The sequence below is a fragment of the Paracoccus spongiarum genome (genome assembly GCF_030732095.1).
Lineage (GTDB): Bacteria > Pseudomonadota > Alphaproteobacteria > Rhodobacterales > Rhodobacteraceae > Paracoccus > Paracoccus spongiarum.
The window spans coordinates 37,722-60,340 of the sequence record NZ_JAVAMQ010000011.1; the positions used below are offsets into that span (position 1 = coordinate 37,722).

18 protein-coding genes and 1 tRNA gene are annotated in these 22,619 nt (G+C 70.9%); 11 read left to right on the plus strand and 8 right to left on the minus strand.

Annotated elements, in window-relative coordinates; genetic code table 11:
* Positions 1–152: 152 nt before the first annotated feature.
* The 4 genes from Q5Y72_RS12725 (at position 153) to Q5Y72_RS12740 (ending at position 5,500) form a co-directional block, all read left to right on the plus strand.
* Positions 153–1,535 (plus strand): L-serine ammonia-lyase, encoded by a 1,383-nt coding sequence (locus Q5Y72_RS12725; RefSeq protein WP_305963898.1) that lies wholly within the window; start codon positions 153–155, stop codon positions 1,533–1,535.
* Positions 1,536–1,641: 106 nt separating this feature from the next.
* Positions 1,642–2,529: a COG3650 family protein gene (locus tag Q5Y72_RS12730; protein ID WP_305963798.1), complete on the plus strand. Its 888-nt coding sequence runs from the start codon at positions 1,642–1,644 to the stop codon at positions 2,527–2,529.
* A 119-nt stretch (positions 2,530–2,648) separates the two neighbouring features.
* Complete coding sequence (locus tag Q5Y72_RS12735) at positions 2,649–4,844, plus strand: YjbH domain-containing protein (protein WP_305963799.1); 2,196 nt, start codon at positions 2,649–2,651, stop codon at positions 4,842–4,844.
* Positions 4,841–5,500: a YjbF family lipoprotein gene (locus tag Q5Y72_RS12740; protein WP_305963800.1), complete on the plus strand. Its 660-nt coding sequence runs from the start codon at positions 4,841–4,843 to the stop codon at positions 5,498–5,500. The genes Q5Y72_RS12735 and Q5Y72_RS12740 overlap by 4 nt, the downstream gene beginning before the upstream one ends.
* A 209-nt stretch (positions 5,501–5,709) precedes the next feature.
* Here the strand turns inward: Q5Y72_RS12740 and Q5Y72_RS12745 are convergent, their stop codons facing one another.
* The 4 genes from Q5Y72_RS12745 to Q5Y72_RS12760 form a co-directional block, all read right to left on the minus strand.
* On the minus strand, positions 5,710–5,913 hold the full coding sequence (locus Q5Y72_RS12745) for a hypothetical protein (protein ID WP_371930823.1): 204 nt from the start codon (positions 5,911–5,913) through the stop codon (positions 5,710–5,712).
* A 198-nt stretch (positions 5,914–6,111) separates the two neighbouring features.
* On the minus strand, positions 6,112–6,894 hold the full coding sequence (locus Q5Y72_RS12750; protein WP_305963802.1) for a metal ABC transporter permease: 783 nt from the start codon (positions 6,892–6,894) through the stop codon (positions 6,112–6,114).
* Positions 6,895–6,910: 16 nt separating this feature from the next.
* Entirely contained in the window at positions 6,911–7,684 is a 774-nt protein-coding gene (locus Q5Y72_RS12755; RefSeq protein ID WP_305963803.1) for a metal ABC transporter ATP-binding protein, read from the minus strand.
* Positions 7,681–8,181, minus strand: coding sequence for a Fur family transcriptional regulator (locus Q5Y72_RS12760; RefSeq protein WP_305963804.1), 501 nt, complete (start codon positions 8,179–8,181; stop codon positions 7,681–7,683). Before Q5Y72_RS12760 ends, Q5Y72_RS12755 begins: the two co-directional genes overlap by 4 nt.
* Positions 8,182–8,279: 98 nt before the next feature.
* Here Q5Y72_RS12760 and Q5Y72_RS12765 point away from each other — a divergent pair, with 98 nt between their 5' ends.
* Both Q5Y72_RS12765 and hemP read left to right on the plus strand, forming a co-directional pair.
* Entirely contained in the window at positions 8,280–9,206 is a 927-nt protein-coding gene (locus Q5Y72_RS12765) for a zinc ABC transporter substrate-binding protein (protein ID WP_305963805.1), read from the plus strand.
* Positions 9,207–9,323: 117 nt separating this feature from the next.
* Positions 9,324–9,500: a hemin uptake protein HemP gene (gene hemP, locus Q5Y72_RS12770; protein ID WP_305963806.1), complete on the plus strand. Its 177-nt coding sequence runs from the start codon at positions 9,324–9,326 to the stop codon at positions 9,498–9,500.
* A gap of 35 nt (positions 9,501–9,535) precedes the next feature.
* On the opposite strand, the gene Q5Y72_RS12775 is transcribed toward hemP, so the two are convergent.
* Positions 9,536–11,242 (minus strand): pseudouridine synthase, encoded by a 1,707-nt coding sequence (locus Q5Y72_RS12775; RefSeq protein WP_305963807.1) that lies wholly within the window; start codon positions 11,240–11,242, stop codon positions 9,536–9,538.
* 120 nt (positions 11,243–11,362) lie between these two features.
* Here Q5Y72_RS12775 and Q5Y72_RS12780 point away from each other — a divergent pair, with 120 nt between their 5' ends.
* Positions 11,363–11,812: a nucleoside deaminase gene (locus tag Q5Y72_RS12780; RefSeq protein WP_305963808.1), complete on the plus strand. Its 450-nt coding sequence runs from the start codon at positions 11,363–11,365 to the stop codon at positions 11,810–11,812.
* 60 nt (positions 11,813–11,872) lie between these two features.
* A tRNA-Gly gene (locus Q5Y72_RS12785) sits at positions 11,873–11,946 on the plus strand.
* A 1,031-nt stretch (positions 11,947–12,977) separates the two neighbouring features.
* Here the strand turns inward: Q5Y72_RS12785 and pheT are convergent.
* Both pheT and Q5Y72_RS12795 read right to left on the minus strand, forming a co-directional pair.
* Positions 12,978–15,365, minus strand: coding sequence for a phenylalanine--tRNA ligase subunit beta (pheT, locus tag Q5Y72_RS12790; RefSeq protein ID WP_305963809.1), 2,388 nt, complete (start codon positions 15,363–15,365; stop codon positions 12,978–12,980).
* Between the two features lie 92 nt (positions 15,366–15,457).
* The gene (locus Q5Y72_RS12795) at positions 15,458–16,144 is read right to left on the minus strand and encodes an HAD hydrolase-like protein (RefSeq protein ID WP_305963810.1); all 687 of its coding nucleotides are present in this window, start codon (positions 16,142–16,144) and stop codon (positions 15,458–15,460) included.
* A gap of 115 nt (positions 16,145–16,259) precedes the next feature.
* On the opposite strand from Q5Y72_RS12795, the gene glmU reads away from it, so the two are divergent.
* Genes glmU through Q5Y72_RS12810 form a run of 3 tightly spaced genes read left to right on the plus strand, consistent with a single transcriptional unit; the run spans position 16,260 to position 20,254 of the window.
* Entirely contained in the window at positions 16,260–17,603 is a 1,344-nt protein-coding gene (gene glmU / locus Q5Y72_RS12800) for a bifunctional UDP-N-acetylglucosamine diphosphorylase/glucosamine-1-phosphate N-acetyltransferase GlmU (protein ID WP_305963811.1), read from the plus strand.
* Positions 17,603–19,420 carry a glutamine--fructose-6-phosphate transaminase (isomerizing) gene (glmS, locus tag Q5Y72_RS12805; protein WP_305963812.1) on the plus strand — a complete coding sequence of 606 codons (1,818 nt, stop codon included), beginning with the start codon at positions 17,603–17,605 and terminating at the stop codon, positions 19,418–19,420. The genes glmU and glmS overlap by 1 nt, the downstream gene beginning before the upstream one ends.
* Positions 19,421–19,444: 24 nt before the next feature.
* Complete coding sequence (locus tag Q5Y72_RS12810) at positions 19,445–20,254, plus strand: GNAT family N-acetyltransferase (RefSeq protein ID WP_305963813.1); 810 nt, start codon at positions 19,445–19,447, stop codon at positions 20,252–20,254.
* 21 nt (positions 20,255–20,275) lie between these two features.
* Here Q5Y72_RS12810 and Q5Y72_RS12815 read toward each other — a convergent pair whose 3' ends face one another.
* The gene (locus Q5Y72_RS12815; protein ID WP_305963814.1) at positions 20,276–22,591 is read right to left on the minus strand and encodes a Tex family protein; all 2,316 of its coding nucleotides are present in this window, start codon (positions 22,589–22,591) and stop codon (positions 20,276–20,278) included.
* Positions 22,592–22,619 lie beyond the last annotated feature (28 nt).

A 22,619-nucleotide genomic window follows, 5' to 3' on the forward strand; every position in this document is an offset into this window, starting at 1 on the left:
GGTCGTGACTGCACCACTTTTCGGCATTGTGCAAATTTTACAGGCAGTCGTGGCGCCGGCTCATGTCGCAACCATCCCGCCAGCCTGTCGCATCCGACATGGCCGCGGCGCGGTCGGCGTGGTTAGATGGCGCGGGCGAACCCGGAGTCAGCATGTTCCTGTCGGTCTTTGATCTCTTCAAGGTGGGCGTCGGCCCGTCATCGTCGCACACGATGGGGCCGATGGTCGCCGGTGCGCGCTTTCTCGACGAATTGCGGCGCCAGCCCTTTCGCGCCGCGGGGCTGCGCGCCAGCCTGCATGGCAGCCTGGCCTTCACCGGCAAGGGTCACGCGACCGACCGCGCCACCATCCTCGGCCTCGCCGGGTTCCGCCCCGACGACATGGATGCCGGCAAGGCCGAGGCCGCGCTGGCCGCCAATCGCGACAGCCGCGTGCTGGAGATCGAGGGGCTGGGCCGGCTGGCCTTCGATCCGGCACGCGACCTGCAGTTCGACTTCGACAGGGCGCTGCCCGGCCACGCCAACGGCATGACGCTGTCGGCGACCGATGCCCAGGGCGACGTGATCTTCCATCGCATCTATTATTCGGTCGGCGGCGGCTTCGTGCTGACCGACGAGGAACTGGCCCGCAAGGGCGACGAGGACCGCAGCGACGCCTCGGCCCGGGTGCCCCATCCCTTCGCCAGCGCCGCCGAGATGCTGGCCATGGCGGAACGCTCGGGCAAGTCGATCGCCGCGATGAAGCGCGCCAACGAACTGACCTTCCGCAGCGAGGCCGAACTGCGCGACGGGCTTGCGCGGATCTGGCAGGTGATGCGCGACTGCATGGATCGCGGGCTTGCCGCGACCGGCCGGCTGCCCGGCGGGCTGAACGTGCGCCGCCGCGCCGCGGCGATCCGCGAACAGCTGCTGGCCGAGCGTGGCATGAACCTGACGGCGCCGCATGTCATCAACGACTGGATGTCCACCTATGCGATGGCCGTGAACGAGGAGAACGCCGCCGGCGGGCAGGTGGTCACCGCGCCGACCAACGGCGCCGCCGGCGTGGTGCCCGCGGTGATCCGCTACTGGCTGGACCACGTTCCCGGCGCGACCGAGCGCGACCTGCCCGAATTCCTGCTGACGGCGGCGGCGGTCGGCGGCCTGATCAAGCACAATGCCTCGATCTCGGGCGCCGAATGCGGCTGCCAGGCCGAGGTCGGCAGCGCCAGCGCGATGGCAGCGGCGGGGCTGGCCGCCGTGCTGGGCGGCACCCCCGAGCAGGTCGAGAACGCGGCCGAGATCGCGCTGGAACACCACCTCGGCATGACCTGCGACCCGGTGGCGGGGCTGGTGCAGGTGCCCTGCATCGAACGCAACGGGCTGGGCGCGATCAAGGCGGTCAGCGCGGCCAGCCTGGCGCTGCGCGGCGACGGCCAGCACCTCGTGTCGCTGGATGCCGCCATCGAGACGATGCGCCAGACCGGCCGGGACATGTCCGACAAGTACAAGGAAACCTCGCTGGGCGGGCTGGCGGTCAACGTGCCGAACTGTTGATGGCCGCGCGCGGCGCCTTGCCGCCGGCAGCCAAGCGCCGCGCTTGCCCCGACCGCCGGCGGTTGCTAACGCTTGGCGGACAGTGATCCCACGAATAGGCCCCAGAATGTCCACGCGTCTTGCCCTCATCGCCCTGCTGACCCTGCCGCTTGCCGCCTGCCAGGGCGTCAGCCTGCCCGGACTGGGGGGCACGGACGAGGCGCCGGCGGCGCAGGGTCACAAGGGCCCTCCGGGCGTCTCGCCGCTGGAACAGCCGATCGAGACCGGCGCGGCCGCGCCCCGCGCCGTGGCGACGGCCGAGGCAACCACGATGAACACCGCCGCCTTCAGCGCGCGGGGCAACGAGCCGTTCTGGTCGGTGGACGTGGCGGGCAGCACCGCGATCTACAAGACGCCCGAGAACCAGAAGGGCCGCGCGGTCCGCGTCAACCGCCTGACCTTCGCCGAGGGCGTGGAATATGTCGGCGTGCTGAACGGGCGGCCCTTCGCGCTGACCGTCCGCAGCCGCCAGTGCCAGGACAGCATGGCCGGCGAGAAATTCCCGATGACGGCAACCCTGATCGTGTCCGGCCGCAGCAATGCCGGCTGTGCGCGCCCCGCGACCGCCGAGGTCGCGGCGGCGGTGGCGGCCGTCAAGGCGCCTGCCCCGGCCGAGCCGCGCGCAAGGGCGGCCGCGCCGAAGCCCGCCGCGCCAAGCCCGGCCCGCGCTGCGCCGGCACCCGCCGCCACAACGCCTGCGCCGACGACCAGCAGCCCGGCCCCTGCAAGTTCCACACCGGCGACCCCGGCACCGGCCGCGACGGCCCCTGCGACCCCGGCACCCTCTTCCACGGCGCCTTCGACCCCGGCGCCTTCGACCACGGCGCCTTCGACCGCGGCGCCCGCGACGACCCTGCCGGCGCCGGCCATGACGCTGCCCACCACGCCGCCGGTCCTGCCGCCCGCGCCGGCGGCATCCACGACCACGCCCGAGGCCGCGACCGACGGCAACTAGGCCGCGACGGCCGCATTGCGGCCCAGATGACGCAGTCCGCTGGTGAAAATGCGCGGGCGGGCTGCAATCCGGCGGCCCCGCCGCTATGATCCGGACATCCGCCGAACGAGGAAACCCCGATGCGCCGATCCCTGTTAACCCGCCGCCTGCTGGCGACGACCCTGCCGGCGGCCCTTGTGATGGGGTCGGTGTCCTCGACCGCCGTGGCCGACCCGATGCTGGCGCGCAACCTGTCCAGCTTTGGCCTTCCGGGCGGGATCGACACGCCGACCGCCGAGACACTGGCCGATGGCACGCTGGGCGCCTCGCTGTCCTGGTCGGACTATGCCCGGCGCAGCAACGTGCTGTTCCAGGCGCTGCCGGATCTCAGCGTCGTGCTGCGCTATTCCCGCGTCGAGGGGATCAACGATTTCCGCGGCGAGGGCTATATCTCGGACCGCTCGCTTGACCTGCATTACCAGCTGCTGGACGAACAGGGCTGGCGGCCGGCCGTCGCCGTGGGTCTGCGCGACTTCCTGGGCACCGGGGTCTATTCGGGCGAATACATCGTCGCGACCCGCAATGTCACGCCGGCGATCCGCGTCTCGGCCGGCCTCGGCTGGGGCACGCTGGCCGGCAAGCCGCGCACCATCGACGTCGCGGACGAGGGCGGCACGCCCAATGTCGATGACTGGTTCACCGGCGGCGCGAATCCCTTCGGCTCGGTCAGCTGGCAGGTCAATGACCGCCTCAGCCTGGTCGCGGAATATTCCAACGACACCTATCTGGCCCGCTACAGCAACGGCCGGGAGTTCCAGCAGGGCGATGCCGAACCCGGCAGCAACCTGAACCTGGGCGCCTATTACCGTCTGGGCCGCAATTACGAGCTTGGCCTCTACACGATCGGCGGCGAGACTTTCGGCGCGCAGTTCTCGCTGGCGCTGAACCCGCGCGAGGCGCCCTATCCCTCGGGCCTCGAAAAGGCTCCGGCGCCGGTCCGGCCGCGGCCCGCGCCCGCGGCCGATCCCGACGGCTGGTCGGGCAGCTGGTCGCAGGACCCCACCGCGCAGCCCGCCATCCAGAAGGCGCTGGGCGATGCGATGGCCGAGGAGGGCCAGATCCTCGAGGCAATGGCACTGTCGGCGAACCGTGCCGAGGTGCGCATCCGCAACCAGCGCTATGTGAACCAGGCCGAGGCGGTCGGGCGCACCGCGCGGCTGATGAGCCGCGCCCTGCCGCCCTCGGTCGAGACGCTGGTGATCACCTCGACCGCCGACGGCGTGCCGACCTCGTCGGTGACGCTGCGCCGGTCCGACCTCGAGCGGCTGGAAAACACCGAGGCCGGGCAGATCGCCGCCGCCTCGCTGCTGTCGGACGCGCCGGCCTATGCCGAGGGCATGGTCCGCAGCCCCGGCATCTATCCGCGCTTTCGCTGGAACATCCGGCCCTATCTGGATCTCGGCGTCTTCAGCGCCGAGGACGGGCTGACCCACGAGGTCGGCGCCCAGGCCCGCGCCAGCTACGAGATCGTGCCGGGCCTCGTGCTGACCGGCGCCCTGCGCCAGCGCGTCTTCGGCAATATCGACCAGCGCGGGCCGGGCATCGGTCTGCCGGGCACGCGCGGACAGTATTACACGCCCGAGGAATACCTTGCCGATCCGGCCCTGGAAACGACGCCGCAGGGCGTGCCGCGGGTGCGGTCGGACACGCGGATGTATACGGGCAACAGCAGCCCCACCATCCCCGAACTGACCCTGGCCTGGTATGCCAAGCCGACCGAGACGGTCTATACCCGCGTCACCGCCGGCCTTCTGGAACGCGCCTATGGCGGCGTCTCGGCCGAGGCGCTGTGGAAGCCCGCGAACTCGCCCCTGGCTCTCGGGATCGAGGTCAACCGGGTGCGCAAGCGCGATTTCGACAGCCTGCTGGATTTCCGCGACTACGAGGTGACGACCGGCCATGTCTCGGCCTATTACGAGTTCGCGCAGGGCTTCACCGCGCAACTGGATGTCGGCCAGTATCTGGCGGGTGACCGGGGCGCGACGGTCACGCTGACGCGGGAATTCGCGAATGGCTGGCGCATCGGCGCCTTTGCCACCAAGACCGATCTCAGCGCCGAGGAATTCGGCGAGGGCAGCTTTGACAAGGGCATCTCGCTGTCCATCCCGATCGGATGGGCGACCGGCCAGCCGACGCGCGACCGCGCCGGCACCACGCTGCGGTCCCTGTCGCGCGACGGCGGGGCGCGGCTGGAGGTCCAGGATCGCCTGTATGACCGCGTACGCGAAAGCCATTCGGTCAGGCTTTATGACGGCTGGGGGAGGTTCTGGCGATGACGGCGGCCCGCAATTGCGTTCTGACGGGCGCCCTTCTGGCGCTGCTGGCCGGGTGCGGCAATGGCAGCGGCGACGAGACCGACAGCGGTCCCCTGGGCGCTCTGGCCGGAGCGGTGGCGCAGACGGTCGCCGCGCGTCGCGCGCCCGAAACGCCCGCCGCCCCGCCGAAATCGGCGCAGGAGGCCGCGGCCGAGGCGCTGCGCGTCAATCCCGGCCCGCTGATCCAGGTCGGCTTCGAACAGCTTGGCCGCACCCAGGTCATGGCAATGACCGGGCAGAACGGCGCGCTGCGCACCTACATGACGCCCGCCGAAGAGGCGCTGATCCTGCGCGGGGGGATGCTGGTCGGCACCCGCGGCCTTGGCCATGACCTGTCCGTGGCCGAGCCGCGCACCGAGGCGCTGATCCGCGCCGGCGGCTCGGGCAACGGCCAGCGGACCATGCGCTATTTCAGCGGCGACGGGCTGGAACGCCCGCTGCAATTCGACTGCAGCGTGGGCCCCGGCCCCACCGCCGGCATCACCATCGAAAGCTGCGCGGGCCACGGCACCAGCTTCCAGAACAACTATCTGGTCCAGGGCGGCCAGATCGCGGTATCGCGGCAATGGATCGGCCCGAATCTGGGCTATGTCACCATCCAGACCCTGCGACCCTGACCGCGCCCCCTTCCGTGCGACCGCGCCCCCTTCCGCGCGACCGCACAGACGACCAAAGCCGGCCCGCGAGGGCCGGCCTTTTCCTTTCGGTCGCTGCGCCGTGGCACCGCCATGCGGCGCATGAGCCCGGGAAACATCCACATGGAAAAGGGGGCTGACCGATGGTCAACCCCCTTCAAACAGACCGGAAGAACCGATCCGTCCCGAGATCAGCTGTCGTCGTCGTCCGAAGCAACGGCGGCGATCACACCCAGCAGCAGCAGGGCGGGAACAACCAGGCCGGCGTTCGAGGAAGCGGCCGACTCTTCGACGACGACGGGCTCGACGTCGACGATGGGGGCGACATAGCCACCGGCCAGAGCCGAGGTGGCGGTCAGGCCGAGAGCGGCAGCGAAGGTAGCGAATTTGGTCATGATCATGCTCCGTTTCGTTTGAAGGCTGCCGTCTCCGGCAACATCGCTGCGACAGTTACACAATCCCGGACGGTTGAAAAGCAGCATTAAATCAAATCCGCCGAGGGCTTGGGAGCACTGTTGCATATTGGCCAACACCCACCCGACGGCCTGGTTCCGCATCGGCCCAAGCCTGCCGAAGGGCGGCGCAAATCCGCCTCAGCCGCGCCGGAAAACCTGCCCGATGATGAAGAACAGCGTGGCCGCCGCGACGATCGAGGGGCCGGCGGGACTGTCCAGATGCAGGCTGGCCCACAACCCTGCCGCGACCGACGCGGCGGCGATCAGCGCGGCCAGCGCGGCCATGCGCTCGGGCGTGGCGGCAAGGCCGCGCGCCGCCGCCGCCGGCACGATCAGCATGGCCGAGATCAACAGCGAGCCGACCACCCGAATCGCCAGCGCGACGACCACCGCCAGCGCCAGCGACAGGATCAACCGTTCCAGCCGCGGATCGATTCCGGCAGCCATCGCCAGCTCTTCGTTCACCGTCGCCGTCACAAGCCGCTGCCAGCGCCAGGCAAGCAGGCCCAGGACCAGGGCGCCGCCGCCCCAGATCAGCGCCAGATCGGTCCAGCCGACCGCCAGGACATCGCCGAACAGGAAGCCCGCAAGGTCTGATCGCGCCGAGGGCACGAAGCTGATCGCCACCAGCCCGATCGCCAGTGCCGCATGGGCCAGCACCCCCAGCATCGTATCCATCACCTGCCCCCGCGCCACCAGAGCCGAAACCAGCAGCGCCATCGCGATCGCGACCGCCAGCGTGCCGGCATAGATGGACATGCCGAAGGCAAGGCTGATCGCCACGCCAAGGATTGCCGCATGGGCCATCGAATCCCCGAAATAGGCGATCCGGCGCCACACCACGAAGCTGCCAAGCGGTCCGGTCACCGCCGCCAGCCCAAGCCCGGCCAGCAGCGCCCGCAGAAAGAAATCGTCCAGCATGTCCGTGTCCTGACGCCTATGCGTGATGCGTGCGAGCGGCGTGGCCGCGGCCGTCGTCGGCCAGGCATCCATCGTCGTGCGCATGGTCGTGATGGTGCCGATACAGCGCCAGCGCGCCCTGTGCCTCGGCGCCGAACAGCGCGCGATAGGCGGGGGCCGTGCTGACATGTTCGGGCGTGCCCTCGCAGCAGACATGCCCGTTGAGGCAGACCACCCGGTCCGAGGCGCGCATCACCACCAGCAGGTCGTGGCTGACCATCAGCACCGCCGCGCCTGTATCGCGGCGCAGATCCGCGATCAGCTGATAGAAGGCGACGATGCCCGGCTGGTCCAGCCCCTGGGTCGGCTCGTCCAGCACCAGCAGATGCGGCCGGTGCAGCAGCGCGCGCGCCAGCAGGACGCGCTGGAACTGCCCGCCCGACAGCTGCGCAAGCTGCCGCCGGTCGATGCCGTGCACGCCGGTCCGTTCCAGCGCGGTGCGGGCCTCGGCATCGTTGATCCGCCGCGGCAGCGACAGGAAGCGGCGCACCGTCATCGGCATCGCGGTGTCGATCTGGACCCGCTGGGGCACATAACCGATGCGCAGGCCCGGTCGCCGCGCGACATGCCCCGCAGCCAGCGGCATGTGGCCCAGCAAAGCGCGCACCAGCGACGACTTGCCCGAGCCGTTGGGCCCGACCACGGTCACGATCTCCTGCGGGTCGATGCGAAAATCCACGTCGCGCAGCACCGTCTCGGCGCTGCCGGGGCGGTGGATGGTCAGGCCGCGCGCCTCGATCAGCGCGCTCATGCCCGCCCCCCGGCGGCGCATGCGGCGCACAGCCCCACCGCCTCGATGGTCGCGCGCTCGACCGCGAAGCCGGCGCCCTGCGCCAGGTCGGACAGCGCGGCGCGCACCGGCGCGGCCGCCAGCTCGGCCAGCTGGTCGCAGGCGCGGCAGATCAGGAAGGCCGGCGCGTGATCTTTGGCCGGATGCAGGCAGGCGGCGAAGGCGTTCAGCCGCTGCAGGCGATGGGCAAGGCCGTGTTCCACCAGGAAGTCCAGCGCGCGATAGGCCACCGGCGGCTGCCGCCCGAAGCCCTCGGCGGCCAGCCGGTCCAGCACCTCATAGGCCCCCATCGCGCGATGCGCCTCGAGCAGGATCTCCAGCGTGCGCCGCCGCACCGGGGTCAGACGCGCGCCCTGCTCGGCAAGGCGCGCCTCGGCGGCGTCCAGCGCGCCGGACTGGCAGGCATGATGGTCATGCGGGGTGAAGGCGGCGTCGCCTGGGCGGGGGATCTGGCTCACGGACCGTTATCTTATTACATACGGATTGACTTGTTATCATGTAACATGGACAAGCCTTGTCCTGCAACCGACCCCGCATGCTCCGAAGGACGTCCCCGATGCGCTTTGCCCCCATTGCCGCCCTGATCGTGCTGATCGCGGGCCCCGCCCTGGCCCAGCCCCCGCGGGTCGTGGCCGACACGCCGATCACCGCCTCGCTTGTGGCGCAGGTGATGGGCGATCTGGGTGCGCCGGGGCTGTTGCTGCCCCCCGGCAGCAGCCCCCATCACCACCAGATGCGCCCTTCCGAGGCGGCGGCTCTGCAATCGGCCGACTTGCTGGTCTGGATGGGCCCGGCCCTGACGCCCTGGCTGGAACGCGCTGCGGCACCGCGCGGCGCGGGGCGGGACCTGCAATTGCTGGACGTGCCCGACACCGCACTGCGCGCCTTCGGGGAGGCAGAGCACGATGCTGGGCAAGACGACGGGGACGGCCCTGAGGCCACGGGCGATCACGGCCACGACGGCATCGATCCCCATGCCTGGCTCGATCCCGCCAATGCGGCGATCTGGCTGCGGGCCATCGCCGGGGATCTGTCGCGTCGCGATCCCGGCAATGCTGCCACCTATGCCGACAACGCGGCGGCTGCGCAGGCCCGCCTGAGCGCGCTGGATCACGAGATCACGGGGCGGCTGGCGCCGCTGGCAGACCGACGCTTTGTGGTGTTTCACGACGCCTATGGCTATTTCACGGACCATTTCGGCCTTCAGCCTGCCATCGCCGTGGCGCTTGGCGATGCCACCAGCCCCTCGGCGGCCCGCATCGCCGATGTGCAGGCACAGATCGGTGCGTCAGGTGCGCGCTGCGCCTTTCCCGAGTTCGGCCACGACAAGAAGCTGATCGAGGCGGCGATCGGCGGCAGCGATGTGGTGATGGGCGCGGCGCTGGACCCGGCCGGCGCGGCGATCGAGGGCGGCGCCGGGCTTTACGAGGCGACGCTGCGCGGTCTGGCCGAGACGGTCGAGGCGTGCCTGTCGGGCGGGTGAGGGCAGCCCTGCGCAGGGAGGGCGCCGGGTCGCGCCAATTCCGACTCTTTTACTTTGACATACCAGACCAAATTTGTCAGCATTGGACCATCGACTTCATCCCGTCAGGAGAGCCCCATGACCGCCACCCGCCCCTCCGACTTCTCGCAGCCGGCCACCACGGTGCTGGCCCGCATGCCCCAGCATGACGCCACCCAACTGACCCGTGGGGGAAATCAGGCGCTGATCGTGCTGGACGACCAGATCTATCAGCTGCGCATCACCCGGGCGGGCAAGCTGATCCTGACGAAATGAGAAAGGGGCGCCGGTTGCGCCCCTCTTTTTCCGTCTTACGCCCCGCCGCCGCGTGGCCCGCGCGGTCCACCACCAGAGCCGCCACCCGGGCCGCCCCTGAAGCCGCCGCCGGGCTTGCCGCCCGGCCCCCGACCCGCCGGTCCGCCTGACCGGCCTGCTCCGGGCCGACCACCGCCGGGCTTTCCGAAACCGGGCTTGCCGCCACCCGGGTTGCCACCGCCCGCGCGGGGGCTGAAGGGCTTGCCATCCTCTCCGCGCGCCCGCCCCGGACGCGCGCCCTCGCGCGCCCCCTGCCCCGCGCCGGGTTTGCCGAAGGGCTTGCCGCCGCGCGCGAGACCTGCGCCGGTCGCCGGGCCCGAAGCGGCACCTTGTGCGGCCCGGTCGTCACCCTGCTTGCCAAAGCGCCGGCGCGCACGGTCGCCCTCGGCCCCCGGCCCGGGCCGTGCGGCATCGCCATCTCCGATCCTGCCAAAGCCCTTGCCGCCCGGCTTGCCAAGGCGGCGGTCCGGCCGGCCCTGCGCCTCGCCCTCGGCGCGGGCAGCAAAGCTGCGGCGCGGGCGGTCGCCGCGCGATCCGGCCTCGGCGCCCGGGCCGGCATCGCGATCCGCCCCGCCGCGGTCGCCCCGCGCCCAGGGCCTCTCGCCGCGCGGCAAGGCTGCGCCGTCGCGATCGGGGCGTCCGGCTCGGCCGTCGCCCCGCGCCCAGCCGCCGCCGGCCGGGCGCGGCCGGTCGCCCTCGTCTGCACCGCGCCGCCGCCCGGGGCTTGCGCCGTCGGCCTGCCGGCGCGGACCCTTGCCGGGACCGCCGGCGCGGGGCCGATCCTCGCCCAGCCGCGCCCGGCCGCCGCCCTCGGCGCCGCGCGGCCGCATCTCGCGATCCTTCTCGGCCACCTCGCCCGTCAACAGCCCGCCCAGCTGGTCGCGCAGCACCCGGCGCTTGACCTCGCTGACCTCGTTGCGTTCCAGCCCGGCCAGCTTGAAGGGGCCGTATCCCACGCGGATCAGCCGGTTCACCTGCAACCCCACATGGGCCATCGCCCGCCGGATCTCGCGGTTCTTGCCTTCGCGGATGCCGACGGTCAGCCAGGCATTGGCCCCCTGCTGGCTGTCCAGCTTGATCTCCATGGGGGCGAAGTCCTCGCCCTCGATGGTCACGCCACGGCGCAGCGGATCGAAGGTCATGTCGCTGGGCGTGCCGTTCACCCGCACCCGATAGCGGCGCAGCCACCCGGTCGCGGGCAATTCCAGCCGCCGCTTCAGCTCGCCGTCATTGGTCAGCAGCAGCAGCCCCTCGGAGGTCAGGTCCAGCCGCCCGACCGTCATCACCCGCGGCAGATCGCGCGGCAGCGCGTCGAAGATCGTCTGGCGGCCCTTCTCGTCGGCCTCGGATGTCACCAGACCGACCGGCTTGTAATACAGCCACAGGCGGGTTTCCTGCTTTTCGTCCAGCTTCTTGCCGTCCACGGTGATGCGGTCGGCCGGCCCTACGTCCAGCGCCGGGCTGTCGATCTTCTGGCCGTTCACGCTGACCCGGCCCTCGAGAATCATCCGCTCGGCGTCGCGGCGGCTGGCAAGGCCGGCGCGGGCGATCACCTTGGCGATGCGGTCCGCATCGGCAGGCTTTTTGGCCGCCGTATGGGCCGCCGTAAAGGCCGCCGTCTGGGCTGCCGTCTGGGCCGGATTCTGGGCTGCCGGCCCGGCGGGGCCGTCGACATGGCTGGTCTGGTCGGGATCGTCGGTCATGGCGAAATCTCCTGCGCATCGCTGCGGTGGCAAAGCATGGCTTCTACGCGGTTGCCGGGCATTGGGAAAGCCTTATCGCGGACGCTTGCGCGCCGCCCCCCGCCTTGCGACAAGCGGGGCATGATCTTCACCTCCCACATGCCGCAGGCGCTGGCCGAGGCGCGGGCCGCCGCGCAGCGGGGCGAGGTGCCCGTGGGCGCGGTGCTGATCGGCCCGGACGGGCGCATCGCCGGGGCGCATGGCAATCGCACCCGCGAACTGTCCGACCCCACCGCCCATGCCGAGATCCTCGCCATCCGGGCCGGCTGCGCGGCAGCCGGATCGCAGCGGCTGCCGGGCTACAGCCTGTGGGTGACGCTGGAACCCTGTGCGATGTGCGCGGCGGCGATCTCGGCGGCCCGGATCGAGACGCTGTATTACGGCGCCGCCGATCCGCGCATGGGCGGGGTGGCGCATGGCGCGCGGGTCTTCGACCATCCGCAATGCCATCACCGCCCGCAGGTCTATGACGGCATCGGCGCGGATGCGTCGCGCGACCTGCTACAGGATTTCTTCGCACAGCGGCGCTGAGGCCCAAGCCGCGCGCGGATGTCTTGCACCCCCGCGCCGCCGCGCCTATACCGGTGCGGCGCGGGTGTAGCTCAATGGTAGAGCAGCAGCCTTCCAAGCTGAATACGTGGGTTCGATTCCCATCACCCGCTCCAGAACCTGTCCTGTTCATCAGGGAATTGCGGTGATTCTTCCGAATCGCCGCGCGGTTTTCTGTCCGTCTTGCCAAACAGATTGACGTTCGCAGGCAGAGGGGTGTCACCTCCGGCTGTCAGCCCGGGCATGGGACGGGATCGCCGGCCGGGCGCTCGGCCATCCTTTTCGACATGGTTGCCGTCGCATCGCCGGGCAGCCTCGGCCGATGATGATGCGGGACGGCCGGGCGGGTGTCACACCGGCGACCTTGAGGCCGCGGCAGGCGGCAGCAAGATGCGACGCGCAGAGTTCGAGAAGCGCAGCCCGAGGCGCCCCTGCCGTCCTCGACCGGGCAGGGGTCGTGGTAGCGGCCGCCCTGCGGCTGCGGACCTCTCCGCTGCCCTCGACGATGCGCTGCGCCCCGGCGGGGCTGGCAGTGGAGGCCGGCGGCGAGACGGCGGGCGTCCCCGCCCTGCGGGTCCGGCATGTCGGCGCGGACCGAGACCGGCGGGGGAAGCCCGCTCCTCCTGCCGGGTCGGGCCGGGCGAGGCCGGGGAACCTGCCGACCCGGAACAGCGCGCCGGACACGCCGAAGGCGGCCAGCCGCCTCGGTGGACCGCGTCCGCACCAGTGAGCCCGCATCGTCCCGCCCGCGACGACCGGCCTTGCGCCGTCCAGCGCCCTGCGGGACATCCCGAGCAATACCCGTTCCCGCGTGCGCATGGCTGTCACCCTTCCGGACATCCCGCACGCCTCGGCGCGAATGGCCCGACCGACAGGTCATCGAAGCCATCGGCCCTGCGGGGGCTGTGCCACCGCCCGATCCGGTCGGGCGTCATGGCTGCGCCCGGACCGTTCTAGGCCGCTTCATGGCCGCAGCCAACCCGACGAGCCGAGGCGGTCGTTCGACTGCGTGGCCAGTACCGGCACTCTCGGCAGAGCGATTGCCGGCATTCGCGAACTGGCGCAGGCCCCGGCCCGGTTCGGCGAGCGGTCGCCCGGCGGGCTCCGCAGCTGGTCGATCGTCCCGGCCTGCGGCACCCGGCAACCGTCAGCGGCGCAGCGTGCCGCCCGTCGCCTTCTCGACCTTGTCGATGATCTTCTGACTGACCGCTTCGATCTCGGCGTCGGTCAGGGTCTTGTCGCGCGGTTCCAGCCGGACGGTGATGGCGATCGACTTGGCCCCGCCCTCCAGCCCGGTGAACTGGTCGAAGACGCTGACCTGCCGGATCAGGGCCTTGTCGGCCCCCTGCGCGGCGTTGACCAGCGTCACCGCCTCGACGCCCGGATCGACGACGAACGCGAAATCGCGCTCGACCGCCTGCAATCCCGAGATCTCCAGCGCCGGGCGTCCCGCGCCCTGCGCCTTGGGGAAGGGGATGTTGGCGAGCCGGATGGTGAAGGCCACCGCCGGCCCCTTGATGTCCAGCTGACGCAGCACGCGCGGATGCACCTCGCCAAAGCTGGCGAGGATGTTCGGCCCAAGGGCGATATTGCCGGCGCGGCCGGGATGCCACCAGCCGTCCAGCCTGCGGTTGATCTGGGCCCGCGCCGGCGCGCCGACGGCGGCAAGCACGGCCTCGGCATCGGCCTTGGCGTCATAAAGATCGACCTTGCGGCGGCTGGCGAAGGGGTCACGCGGCGCGGTCGATCCGACCAGCAGCCCCGCCAGTTGTGTTGCCTGCTCGCCCGGCTCGCCGCCCGAGAAGACCGGCCCGATCTCGAACAGCGCCAGGTCGGCCACCCCGCGCGCCTGGTTGCGCGCCGCGGCGGCCAGCAGGCCGGGCAGCAGGTCGGGGCGCAGATGGGTCATCTCGCTGCTGATCGGGTTCTCGACCCGCACCGCATCGGACCCGCCGCCGAACATCGCGGCCGCGGCCTGGTCGATGAAACTGTAGGTGACGCATTCATTGTAGCCGAGGGCCGCCGCCTGCCGGCGGGCCGCCTTCTCGCGGATCTGGCCGGGCGTCAGGATCGGGCGCGGCACGCCGGGCTGCGGCCGGGCCAGCGGCTTGCCCTCAAGCCGGGTCAGGCTTTCGATACGGGCGATTTCCTCGACCAGGTCGGCCTCGCCCAGCACGTCGGGACGCCACGAGGGCACATGCGCCATGTCGCCCTCCAGCCGGAAACCGAGCGATTGCAGGATCGCGCGCTGGCGATCCTCGGCGATGTCGAGCCCGACCAGCCGGCTGGTGCGCTGCGGATCAAGGCGATAGGCGCGGCGGGTGTCGGGCAGCGCGCCGGCGGTGACGACCTCCGAAGCCTCGCCGCCGCAGAGATCGAGGACCATCCGGGTCGCCATCTCCAGCCCGGCAAGCGTGAAGTCGGGGTCGATGCCGCGTTCGAAGCGATAGCGCGCATCCGAATTGATCTTCAGCGCCCGGCCCGTCGCCGCGGTGCTGATCGGGTCGAAATAGGCCGCCTCGATGAACACCTCCGTGGTCGCCGCGTCGGCGCCCGAGGCGGCGCCGCCCATCACCCCGGCGATGCTTTCGGGCCCGTTCGCGTCGCAGATCACGACGGCATGGGGCGGCAGCACATGGGTCTTGTCGTCCAGCGCCGTGATCTCTTCGCCGGGCCGCGGGGCACGCAGGACCAGATCGCCCGTGACCTTGGCCGCGTCGAAGACATGCAGCGGGCGGTTGAGGTCGAAGGTGAAGAAATTGGTGATGTCGACCAGCGCGTTGATGGGCCGCAGGCCGATGGCGCGCAGGCGTTTCTGCAGCCAGTCGGGGCTGGGCCCGTTGCGCAGCCCGCGCACCACGCGGCCGGCGAAGAACGGCGCCTTGGCCGCCACCTCTGGCGCGATCCGCACGCCTTTGGGACAGGCAAAGCGGCCCTCGACCCGCGCCTCTGGCAGCGGCTTCAGCCGGCCCAGCCCGCGCGCGGCAAGATCGCGGGCGATCCCGCGCACGCCCAGCGCGTCGGGGCGGTTGGGCGTGATCTTGATGTGGATCACCGGGTCGATGCGCTCGGGCGCGTTCCGGGCCAGCCAGTCCGTGAACCGTTCGCCGACCTCGCCCGAAGGCAGTTCGATGATGCCGTCATGTTCCTCGGACAGTTCCAGCTCGCGCTCGGACGCCATCATGCCGTGGCTCTCGATGCCGCGGATCCTGCCGATGCCCAGCGTCGTGTCGATGCCGGGCACGTAATCGCCGGGCTTTGCCAGCACCACCGTGATGCCGGCGCGGGCGTTCGGCGCACCGCAGACGATCTGTTTCTCGCCCTCGTCGGTCATCACGCGGCAGACCCTCAGCCGGTCGGCGTCGGGATGCGGGCTGGCCTCGATTACCTTTGCCAGCGTGAAGGGGCGCAGGCGTGCCGCGGGGTCGGCGACATCCTCGACCTCAAGGCCCAGATCGGTCAGCGCCTCGGTGATCTGGTCCAGCGTGGCGGTGGTGTCGAGATGTTCGGCAAGCCAGGAGAGGGTGAATTTCATGTGGACAAATCCCTTCGGGCCGGCATCAGGTCCGGGCTTTGGGCGGGTTCCTAGCGCAAGGCCGCGCCGAATGGTAGGGGGCGGCCGGCAGCCTATGCCAGCCAGCGCCGCGCGAGGTCGGGCAGTTCGTCGAAATGGCCGATCAGCGCATCCGGCGCCAGACGCCCGATCGCCGCGCCCTCGGGACCGAAACCGACCAGCGCAACCCGCACCCCGGCGGCGCTGGCGGTGCGGCGGTCGGTCTCGGTGTCGCCCAGCAGGAAGGACGCCGCCACGCGGCCCCCCGCCGCCTCGACCGCCGCGCGATAGGGCCGCGGATCGGGCTTGCGCACCGGCAGCGTATCGGCCCCGATCAGCGCGTCGAAGGCGTCGCGGATGCCCAGTTCGCACAGCAGCGTTTCGGCCAGCGCCTCGGGCTTGTTGGTGCAGACCGCAAGCCGGAAGCCGTCCCGGGCCAGCCGCGCCAGCGCCGCCCCTGCCCCCGGATACAGCCGGGTATGCACGGCGATGTTGGCGCCATAATGATCCAGCAGCCGCGGATAATCCTCGTCCTCGGCGCCCGGCGGCAGCAGCGTGTCGGCACCGATCCGCCCATAGCCCGCCCGCAGCATCGCGCGCCCGCCGTGAAAGGCGATCAGCGCATCCGCGACCGGGTCCAGCAGCGCGCCAAGCCCGCGCGCCCGAAAGCAGGCATTGGCCGCCGCAATCAGGTCCGCCGAGGTGTCCGCCAGCGTCCCGTCAAGGTCGAACACCACCGTGCCGCGCGATCCGTCAGCCATTTTCCGCCCCCACGAAACGATCCGAAAACAAAGGTGAACGCGCCGGGCCTTTCCAGCGCCGCCGGCCCCGACTAGAACCCATCGCAAAGAATGTGAACAGGCGATGAGGGCGGCAATGGCGGATTCTGCGATAGCGGTGGTGGTCCTGGCCGCGGGACAGGGCAGCCGGATGCAGTCGGACCTGCCCAAGGTGCTGCACCGGCTTGGCGGCGTGCCGATGATCGGCCACGCGCTGGCGGCGGCGCGCAGCCTGGAACCCGAACAGGTCATCGTGGTGGCCGGCCATGGCGCCCAGGCGGTCGGCAAGGCGGTCGCCCGGCTGGACCCCGATGCAGCGATCGTCCTGCAATCCGAGCAGCTCGGCACCGGCCATGCCGTGCGCCAGACCCTGACCGAGCTTGAGGGCTTCGAGGGCAAGGTGATCGTGCTGTATGGCGACACCCCCTTCATCGGCGAGGATACGCTGGCGGCGCTGTCGGGCCACCCGGCCGACGTCGTGGTGCTGGGCTTCGAGGCCGAGGAACCGGGCCGCTATGGCCGGCTGGTCGTGACCGACCGCGGACTGGAACGGATCGTCGAGTTCAAGGACGCCGATGCCGCCACCCGCCGCATCGCGCTGTGCAATTCGGGCGTCATGGCGCTGGAGGCCGGGCTCTTGCGGCAACTGATCGTGCGGCTGGGCAATGACAACGCGGCCGGCGAATACTACCTCACCGATCTGGTGGCGCTGGCCCGCACCGAGGGTCGCCGGGCGGATGTCGTGACCTGCGACGAAGAGGAAACCCTGGGCATCAACACCCGCGCCGAACTGGCCGCCGCCGAGGCCGCCTTCCAGGCCCGGGCGCGGCGTGACGCGCTGGAGAACGGCGTCACGCTGATCGATCCGGGCACGGTCTGGTTCTCGCTGGATACCGCCATCGGCCGCGATGCGATCATCGGGCCGAATGTCGTCTTCGGCCCCGGGGTCACCGTCGAATCCGGGGCCGAGATCCTGCCCTTCTGCCATCTGGAAGGCTGCCACATCTCGTCGGGCGCGACCGTCGGCCCGTTTGCCCGGCTGCGCCCCGGCGCGGAACTGGGCGGCGACGTGCATGTGGGCAATTTCGTCGAGATCAAGAACTCGGTGCTGGACGAGGGTGTGAAGGTCGGCCACCTGACCTATCTGGGCGACGCCCATATCGGCGAGCACAGCAATATCGGCGCCGGCACGGTCACCTGCAATTACGACGGCGTGATGAAGCACCGCACCGAGATCGGCGCCCGCGCCTTCATCGGCAGCGACACCATGCTGGTGGCCCCGGTCCGGGTCGGCCACGAGGCGGTCACCGGGTCCGGCTCGGTCATCACCCGTGACGTGCCGGATGGCGACCTGGCCATCGGCCGGGCGCGGCAGGAAAACAAGGCCCGGCTTGGCCTGAGGCTGATGCAGGCGCTGCGGCTGAAGAAGGACAAGGGCTGATGTGCGGCATCATCGGAATTCTGGGCCGGCACGAGGTCTCGCCGCAACTGGTCGATGCGCTGCGGCGGCTGGAATATCGCGGCTATGACAGCGCCGGCGTGGCCACCGTCGATGCCGAGGGCCGGCTGGACCGGCGCCGGGCGGTCGGCAAGCTGGTCAATCTCAGCGACCGGCTGGTGCATGACCCGCTGCGCGGCCATGCCGGCATCGGCCACACCAGGTGGGCCACCCATGGCGCCGCGACCGAGGTGAACGCCCATCCGCATCGCTGGCGCCGGGTCGCGGTCGTCCATAACGGCATCATCGAGAATTTCCGCGCCCTGCGCGACGAGCTGATCGCCATGGGCATCCAGCCCGAATCGCAGACCGACACCGAGACCGTCGCGCTGCTGGCCGGGCATCACATGGATCAGGGCCTGTCGCCGGTCGAGGCCTCCCGCGCCACGCTGGCCCGGCTGCACGGCGCCTTTGCGCTGGCCTTCCTGTTCGAGGGCGAGGGCGACCTGATGGTTGCCGCCCGCAAGGGCAGCCCGCTGGCCATCGGTCATGGCGAGGGCGAGATGTTCCTGGGCTCGGACGCGGTGGCGCTGGCGCCCTTTACCGACCGGATCACCTATCTGGAGGACGGCGACCACGCGGTGCTGACCCGCGCGGGCGTGCAGATCTATGATTCCGAGGGCCATCAGGTCGGCCGGGCGCAGGGCCGCATCGATGTCGGCTCGACCGCCATCGACAAGGCCGGCTACCGGCATTTCATGGCAAAGGAGATCGCCGAGCAGCCGGTGGTAATCGGGGATGTGCTGAACCACTACATCAAGGGCGACCGCATCGTGCTGCCCGAGGGGCTGGATTTCCGCGGCGTCGACCGGCTGTCCCTGGTCGGCTGCGGCACCGCGCATCTGGCCGGCCATGTCGCGAAATACTGGTTCGAGCAGCTGGCCGGACTGCCCTGCGACATCGACGTGGCGTCCGAATTCCGCTATCGCGAGCCGCCCCTGTCGCCGAGCAGCTGGTTCATCGCCGTCAGCCAGTCGGGCGAGACCGCCGACACGCTGGCGGCGCTGCATTATGCCAGGGCCCATGTCAGCCGCACCGTCGGGCTGGTCAATGTCGGCACCTCGGCCATCGCCCGCGACAGCGACATCGCCCTGCCGACGCGCGCCGGGATCGAGGTCAGCGTCGCCTCGTCCAAGGCCTTCACCTGCCAGCTTGCGGTGCTGGGCATCCTGGCGCTGAAGGCCGCCCATGACCGTGGCCGGATCGACGATGCCGCGCTGGCCGCGCACCTGGCCGATCTGCGCGCGATCCCGGCGCTGATGCAGCAGGCGCTGAACCTGTCGGATGACTGCCGGGCGCTGTCGGACTGGCTGGCCCAGGCGCAGGACGTGCTGTATCTGGGCCGTGGCGCGCTCTATCCGGTGGCGCTTGAAGGGGCGCTGAAACTCAAGGAACTCAGCTATATCCACGCGGAAGGTTATGCATCGGGCGAACTGAAGCACGGGCCGATCGCACTGATCGACCGGAATGTGCCGGTCGTGGTGCTGGCGCCGCATGACGCGCTGTTCGACAAGACCATCTCGAACATGCAGGAGGTGATGGCGCGGCATGGCCAGATCCTGCTGATCTCGGACCGCGAGGGCATCGACGCGGGCGCCGAGGGCGCCCATGCGACGCTGCGGCTGCCCTCGGGTGGCGGGGTGTTCCAGCCGATCCTCTATGCCGTGCCGATGCAGTATCTGGCCTATCACACGGCGGTCGCCAAGGGCACCGACGTGGACCAGCCGCGCAATCTGGCGAAGTCGGTGACGGTCGAGTAGCCGGCCGCGACACGGGAGAGCGCGATGAGTTGCAGCTGTGGCCACCACCACCCCGGCAGACCGCATGACGCGGCGGCCGACGGCCTGCCGGTGCCGCTGGCCCGGCCGATGGTTGAAATCCAGGGGCGGCTGACCTGCCCCGATGCCGCGCAGATGATGATGGTCCTGGACCTTCTTCCGCGCCACGCGGACCTAAGCCGGGCCGAGCCGGGCTGCCTGCGCTTTGATGTCTGGCAGGACGACGATCCGCTGGTCTGGCACCTGGCCGAGCTGTTCCGCGACGGCGATGCCTTCGCCGCCCATCAGCGCCGCACGGGCGACAGCGACTGGGCGCGCGAATCGGGCGGGCTGCAGCGCGACATCCAGCGGCGCGAGGCGATGCCGGTGATCCGGCCGGAAACCCGCGCCGATCACGACGCCATCGACGCGCTGCACCGCGCCGCCTTCGGGTCCCAGGCCGAGGCGCGGCTGGTGCGCGATCTGCGCGCGGCGGGCGATCTGTCCCTGTCGCTGGTCGCCGTGGCGGGCGGGGCGGTGCTGGGCCATCTGGCGCTTTCGCCGCTGACGGGCGATCAGCCGGCGATGGCGCTGGCGCCGCTGGCGGTCGCGCCGGGCGCGCAGGGGCTGGGCATCGGCGGCGCGCTGATCGGCGCGGTGTTCGACCGCGCCGCGACGACGCCCATCGTGGTGCTGGGCGATCCGGCCTATTACGGCCGCTTCGGGTTCCGCCCGGCCGATCTGCGCTCGGCCCATGCCGGGCCGCATCTGCAGGTCCTGGGCGATCTGCCCGCCGGCACCGCGATCCACCACGCCCCCGCCTTCGACGCGCTGTAGCCGGCGGCCCGGCGCGGGCCCCTAGCGTTTGCGCATCGCGTCCAGAAGCGCCGCGCCGAATGCGCCCTGCCCCGCCTCGGCCGACTGCGCGGGCTTGCCGCCGCCCTGCCGCGGTTGCGGCTTGCCACCGCCCGCCGGTGCGGCGGCCTTGCGCGGACCGCCGGCCTCGGCGCCGCCATCCTTGCGCATGGTCAGCCCGATCCGCTTGCGCGCCACATCGACCTCGGTCACGCGGACGCGGACCACATCGCCCACCTTCACCACCTCGTTGGGGTCCTTCACGAAGCGGTCGGCCAACTGGCTGATATGCACCAGCCCGTCCTGATGCACGCCGATATCGACGAAGGCGCCGAAGGCGGCGACATTGGTGACGGTGCCTTCCAGCGCCATGCCGGGGCGCAGGTCCCCGATGTCCTCGACGCCATCGGCAAAGGCGGCGGTGACAAAGCCGGGGCGCGGGTCTCGGGCGGGCTTTTCCAGTTCGGCGAAGATGTCGCGGATCGTCGGCAGGCCGAACTCGCCATCCACGAACTGCTCGGCCCGCAGCGATTTCAGCGCCGAGCCGTCGCCCATGATCGCGCGGATGTCGCGACCGCAGGCGGCAACGATCCGGCGCGCCACGCCATAGGCTTCGGGATGGACCGAGGATGCGTCCAGCGGTTCCTTGCCGTCGCGGATGCGCAGGAAGCCCGCGCATTGTTCGAAGGCGCGCGGGCCGAGGCCGGCGACCTTCTTCAGCGCCGCGCGCGAGGGGAAGGCGCCGTGTTCGTCGCGCCATGCCACGATGTTCTGCGCCAGCGACGGCCCCAGCCCCGCGACATGCGCCAGCAGCGGTGCCGAGGCCATGTTCAGATCGACGCCGACGGCGTTCACCGCATCCTCGACCACGGCTTCCAGCGCCCTGGCCAGTTGCCGCTGGTCCACGTCATGCTGATACTGGCCCACGCCGATTGCCTCGGGCGGCACCTTGACCAGTTCGGCCAGCGGGTCCTGAAGCCTGCGGGCAATCGACACCGCCCCGCGCAGCGACACGTCGAGATCGGGAAATTCCTTCGCCGCGAGTTCCGAGGCCGAATAAACCGAGGCGCCGGCCTCGGACACGATCACCTTGGCCGGGATCCTGGCGCCCCTGGGCAGCCGCTTCAGCACCTCGGCCACAAGCCGTTCGGTCTCGCGGCTGGCGGTGCCGTTGCCGATGGCGATCAGGTCGGCGCCGTGGCGCGCGATCAGCGCCAGCAGCGCGGCCTCGGCCCCACGCAGGTCGTTCTTGGGCTGGAACGGATAGATCGTCGCCGTGTCCAGCAGCTTGCCGGTGGCATCGACGACCGCGACCTTGACGCCGGTGCGGATGCCCGGATCAAGGCCGATGGTCACCCTGGGTCCGGCCGGCGCGGCCAGCAGCAGGTCGCGCAGGTTGCGGGCGAAGACGCGGATCGCCTCGTCATGGGCGCGTTTGCGCAGCTCGGTCAGCAGGTCGATATACATGGTGTTCGACAACCGCACCCGCCATGCCCATCCGGCGACCTGGCGCAGCCACTGATCGCCCGGCCCACTGCCCAGCGGGCCGATGGCCTGCGCCACGATGCCCTCGGCGCGCGCGGCGCCGGTGTCGGCATCGGGCGCGATCTCGATCGTCACCACCTCTTCCTTGGCGGCGCGCAGGATCGCCAGCGCACGATGGGCGGGGATCGAGGCCCATTTCTCGCGGTGGTCGAAATAGTCGCTGAACTTGGCGCCCGCCTGCTCCTTGCCGGCGACCAGCCGCGCCGCGATGAACGCCTCGGCGCGCATGAAGTCGCGCAGCGCGCCCAGCAGGGCGGCATTCTCGCCGAGTTCCTCGACCAGGATGTCGCGGGTGCCGTCCAGCGCAGCCTTTACATCGGCCACCGCCTCGGTCACGAAGCCCCGCGCCAGCACCGCCGGATCGGCGGCGCGGTCGGCCTGGATCGCCCGCAGCAGCGGTTCCAGCCCGTTCTCGCGCGCGATCATCGCCTTGGTGCGGCGCTTGGGCTTGAACGGCAGATAAAGGTCTTCCAGCGCGGCCTTGGTCTCGGCCCCGGCCAGCGCGCGGGCCAAATCGTCGGTCAGCTTGCCCTGATCGCGGATCGAGCCGAGGATCGCGGCGCGCCGTGCCTCCATCTCGCGCAGATAGGCCAGCCGCTCGGACAGGTTGCGAAGCTGGGTGCCGTCCAGCCCGCCGGTCGCCTCCTTGCGATAGCGCGCGACGAAGGGAACCGTCGCGCCGCCATCCAGAAGCTGGGCCGCAGACGCGACCTGCGCCGGGCTTGCGTCGATTTCGGTGGCGATCAGGCGGGCGATGCGGTCGGCGGGGTCCATCGGTTCCTCGTCATCTGGGGTCTGCGGT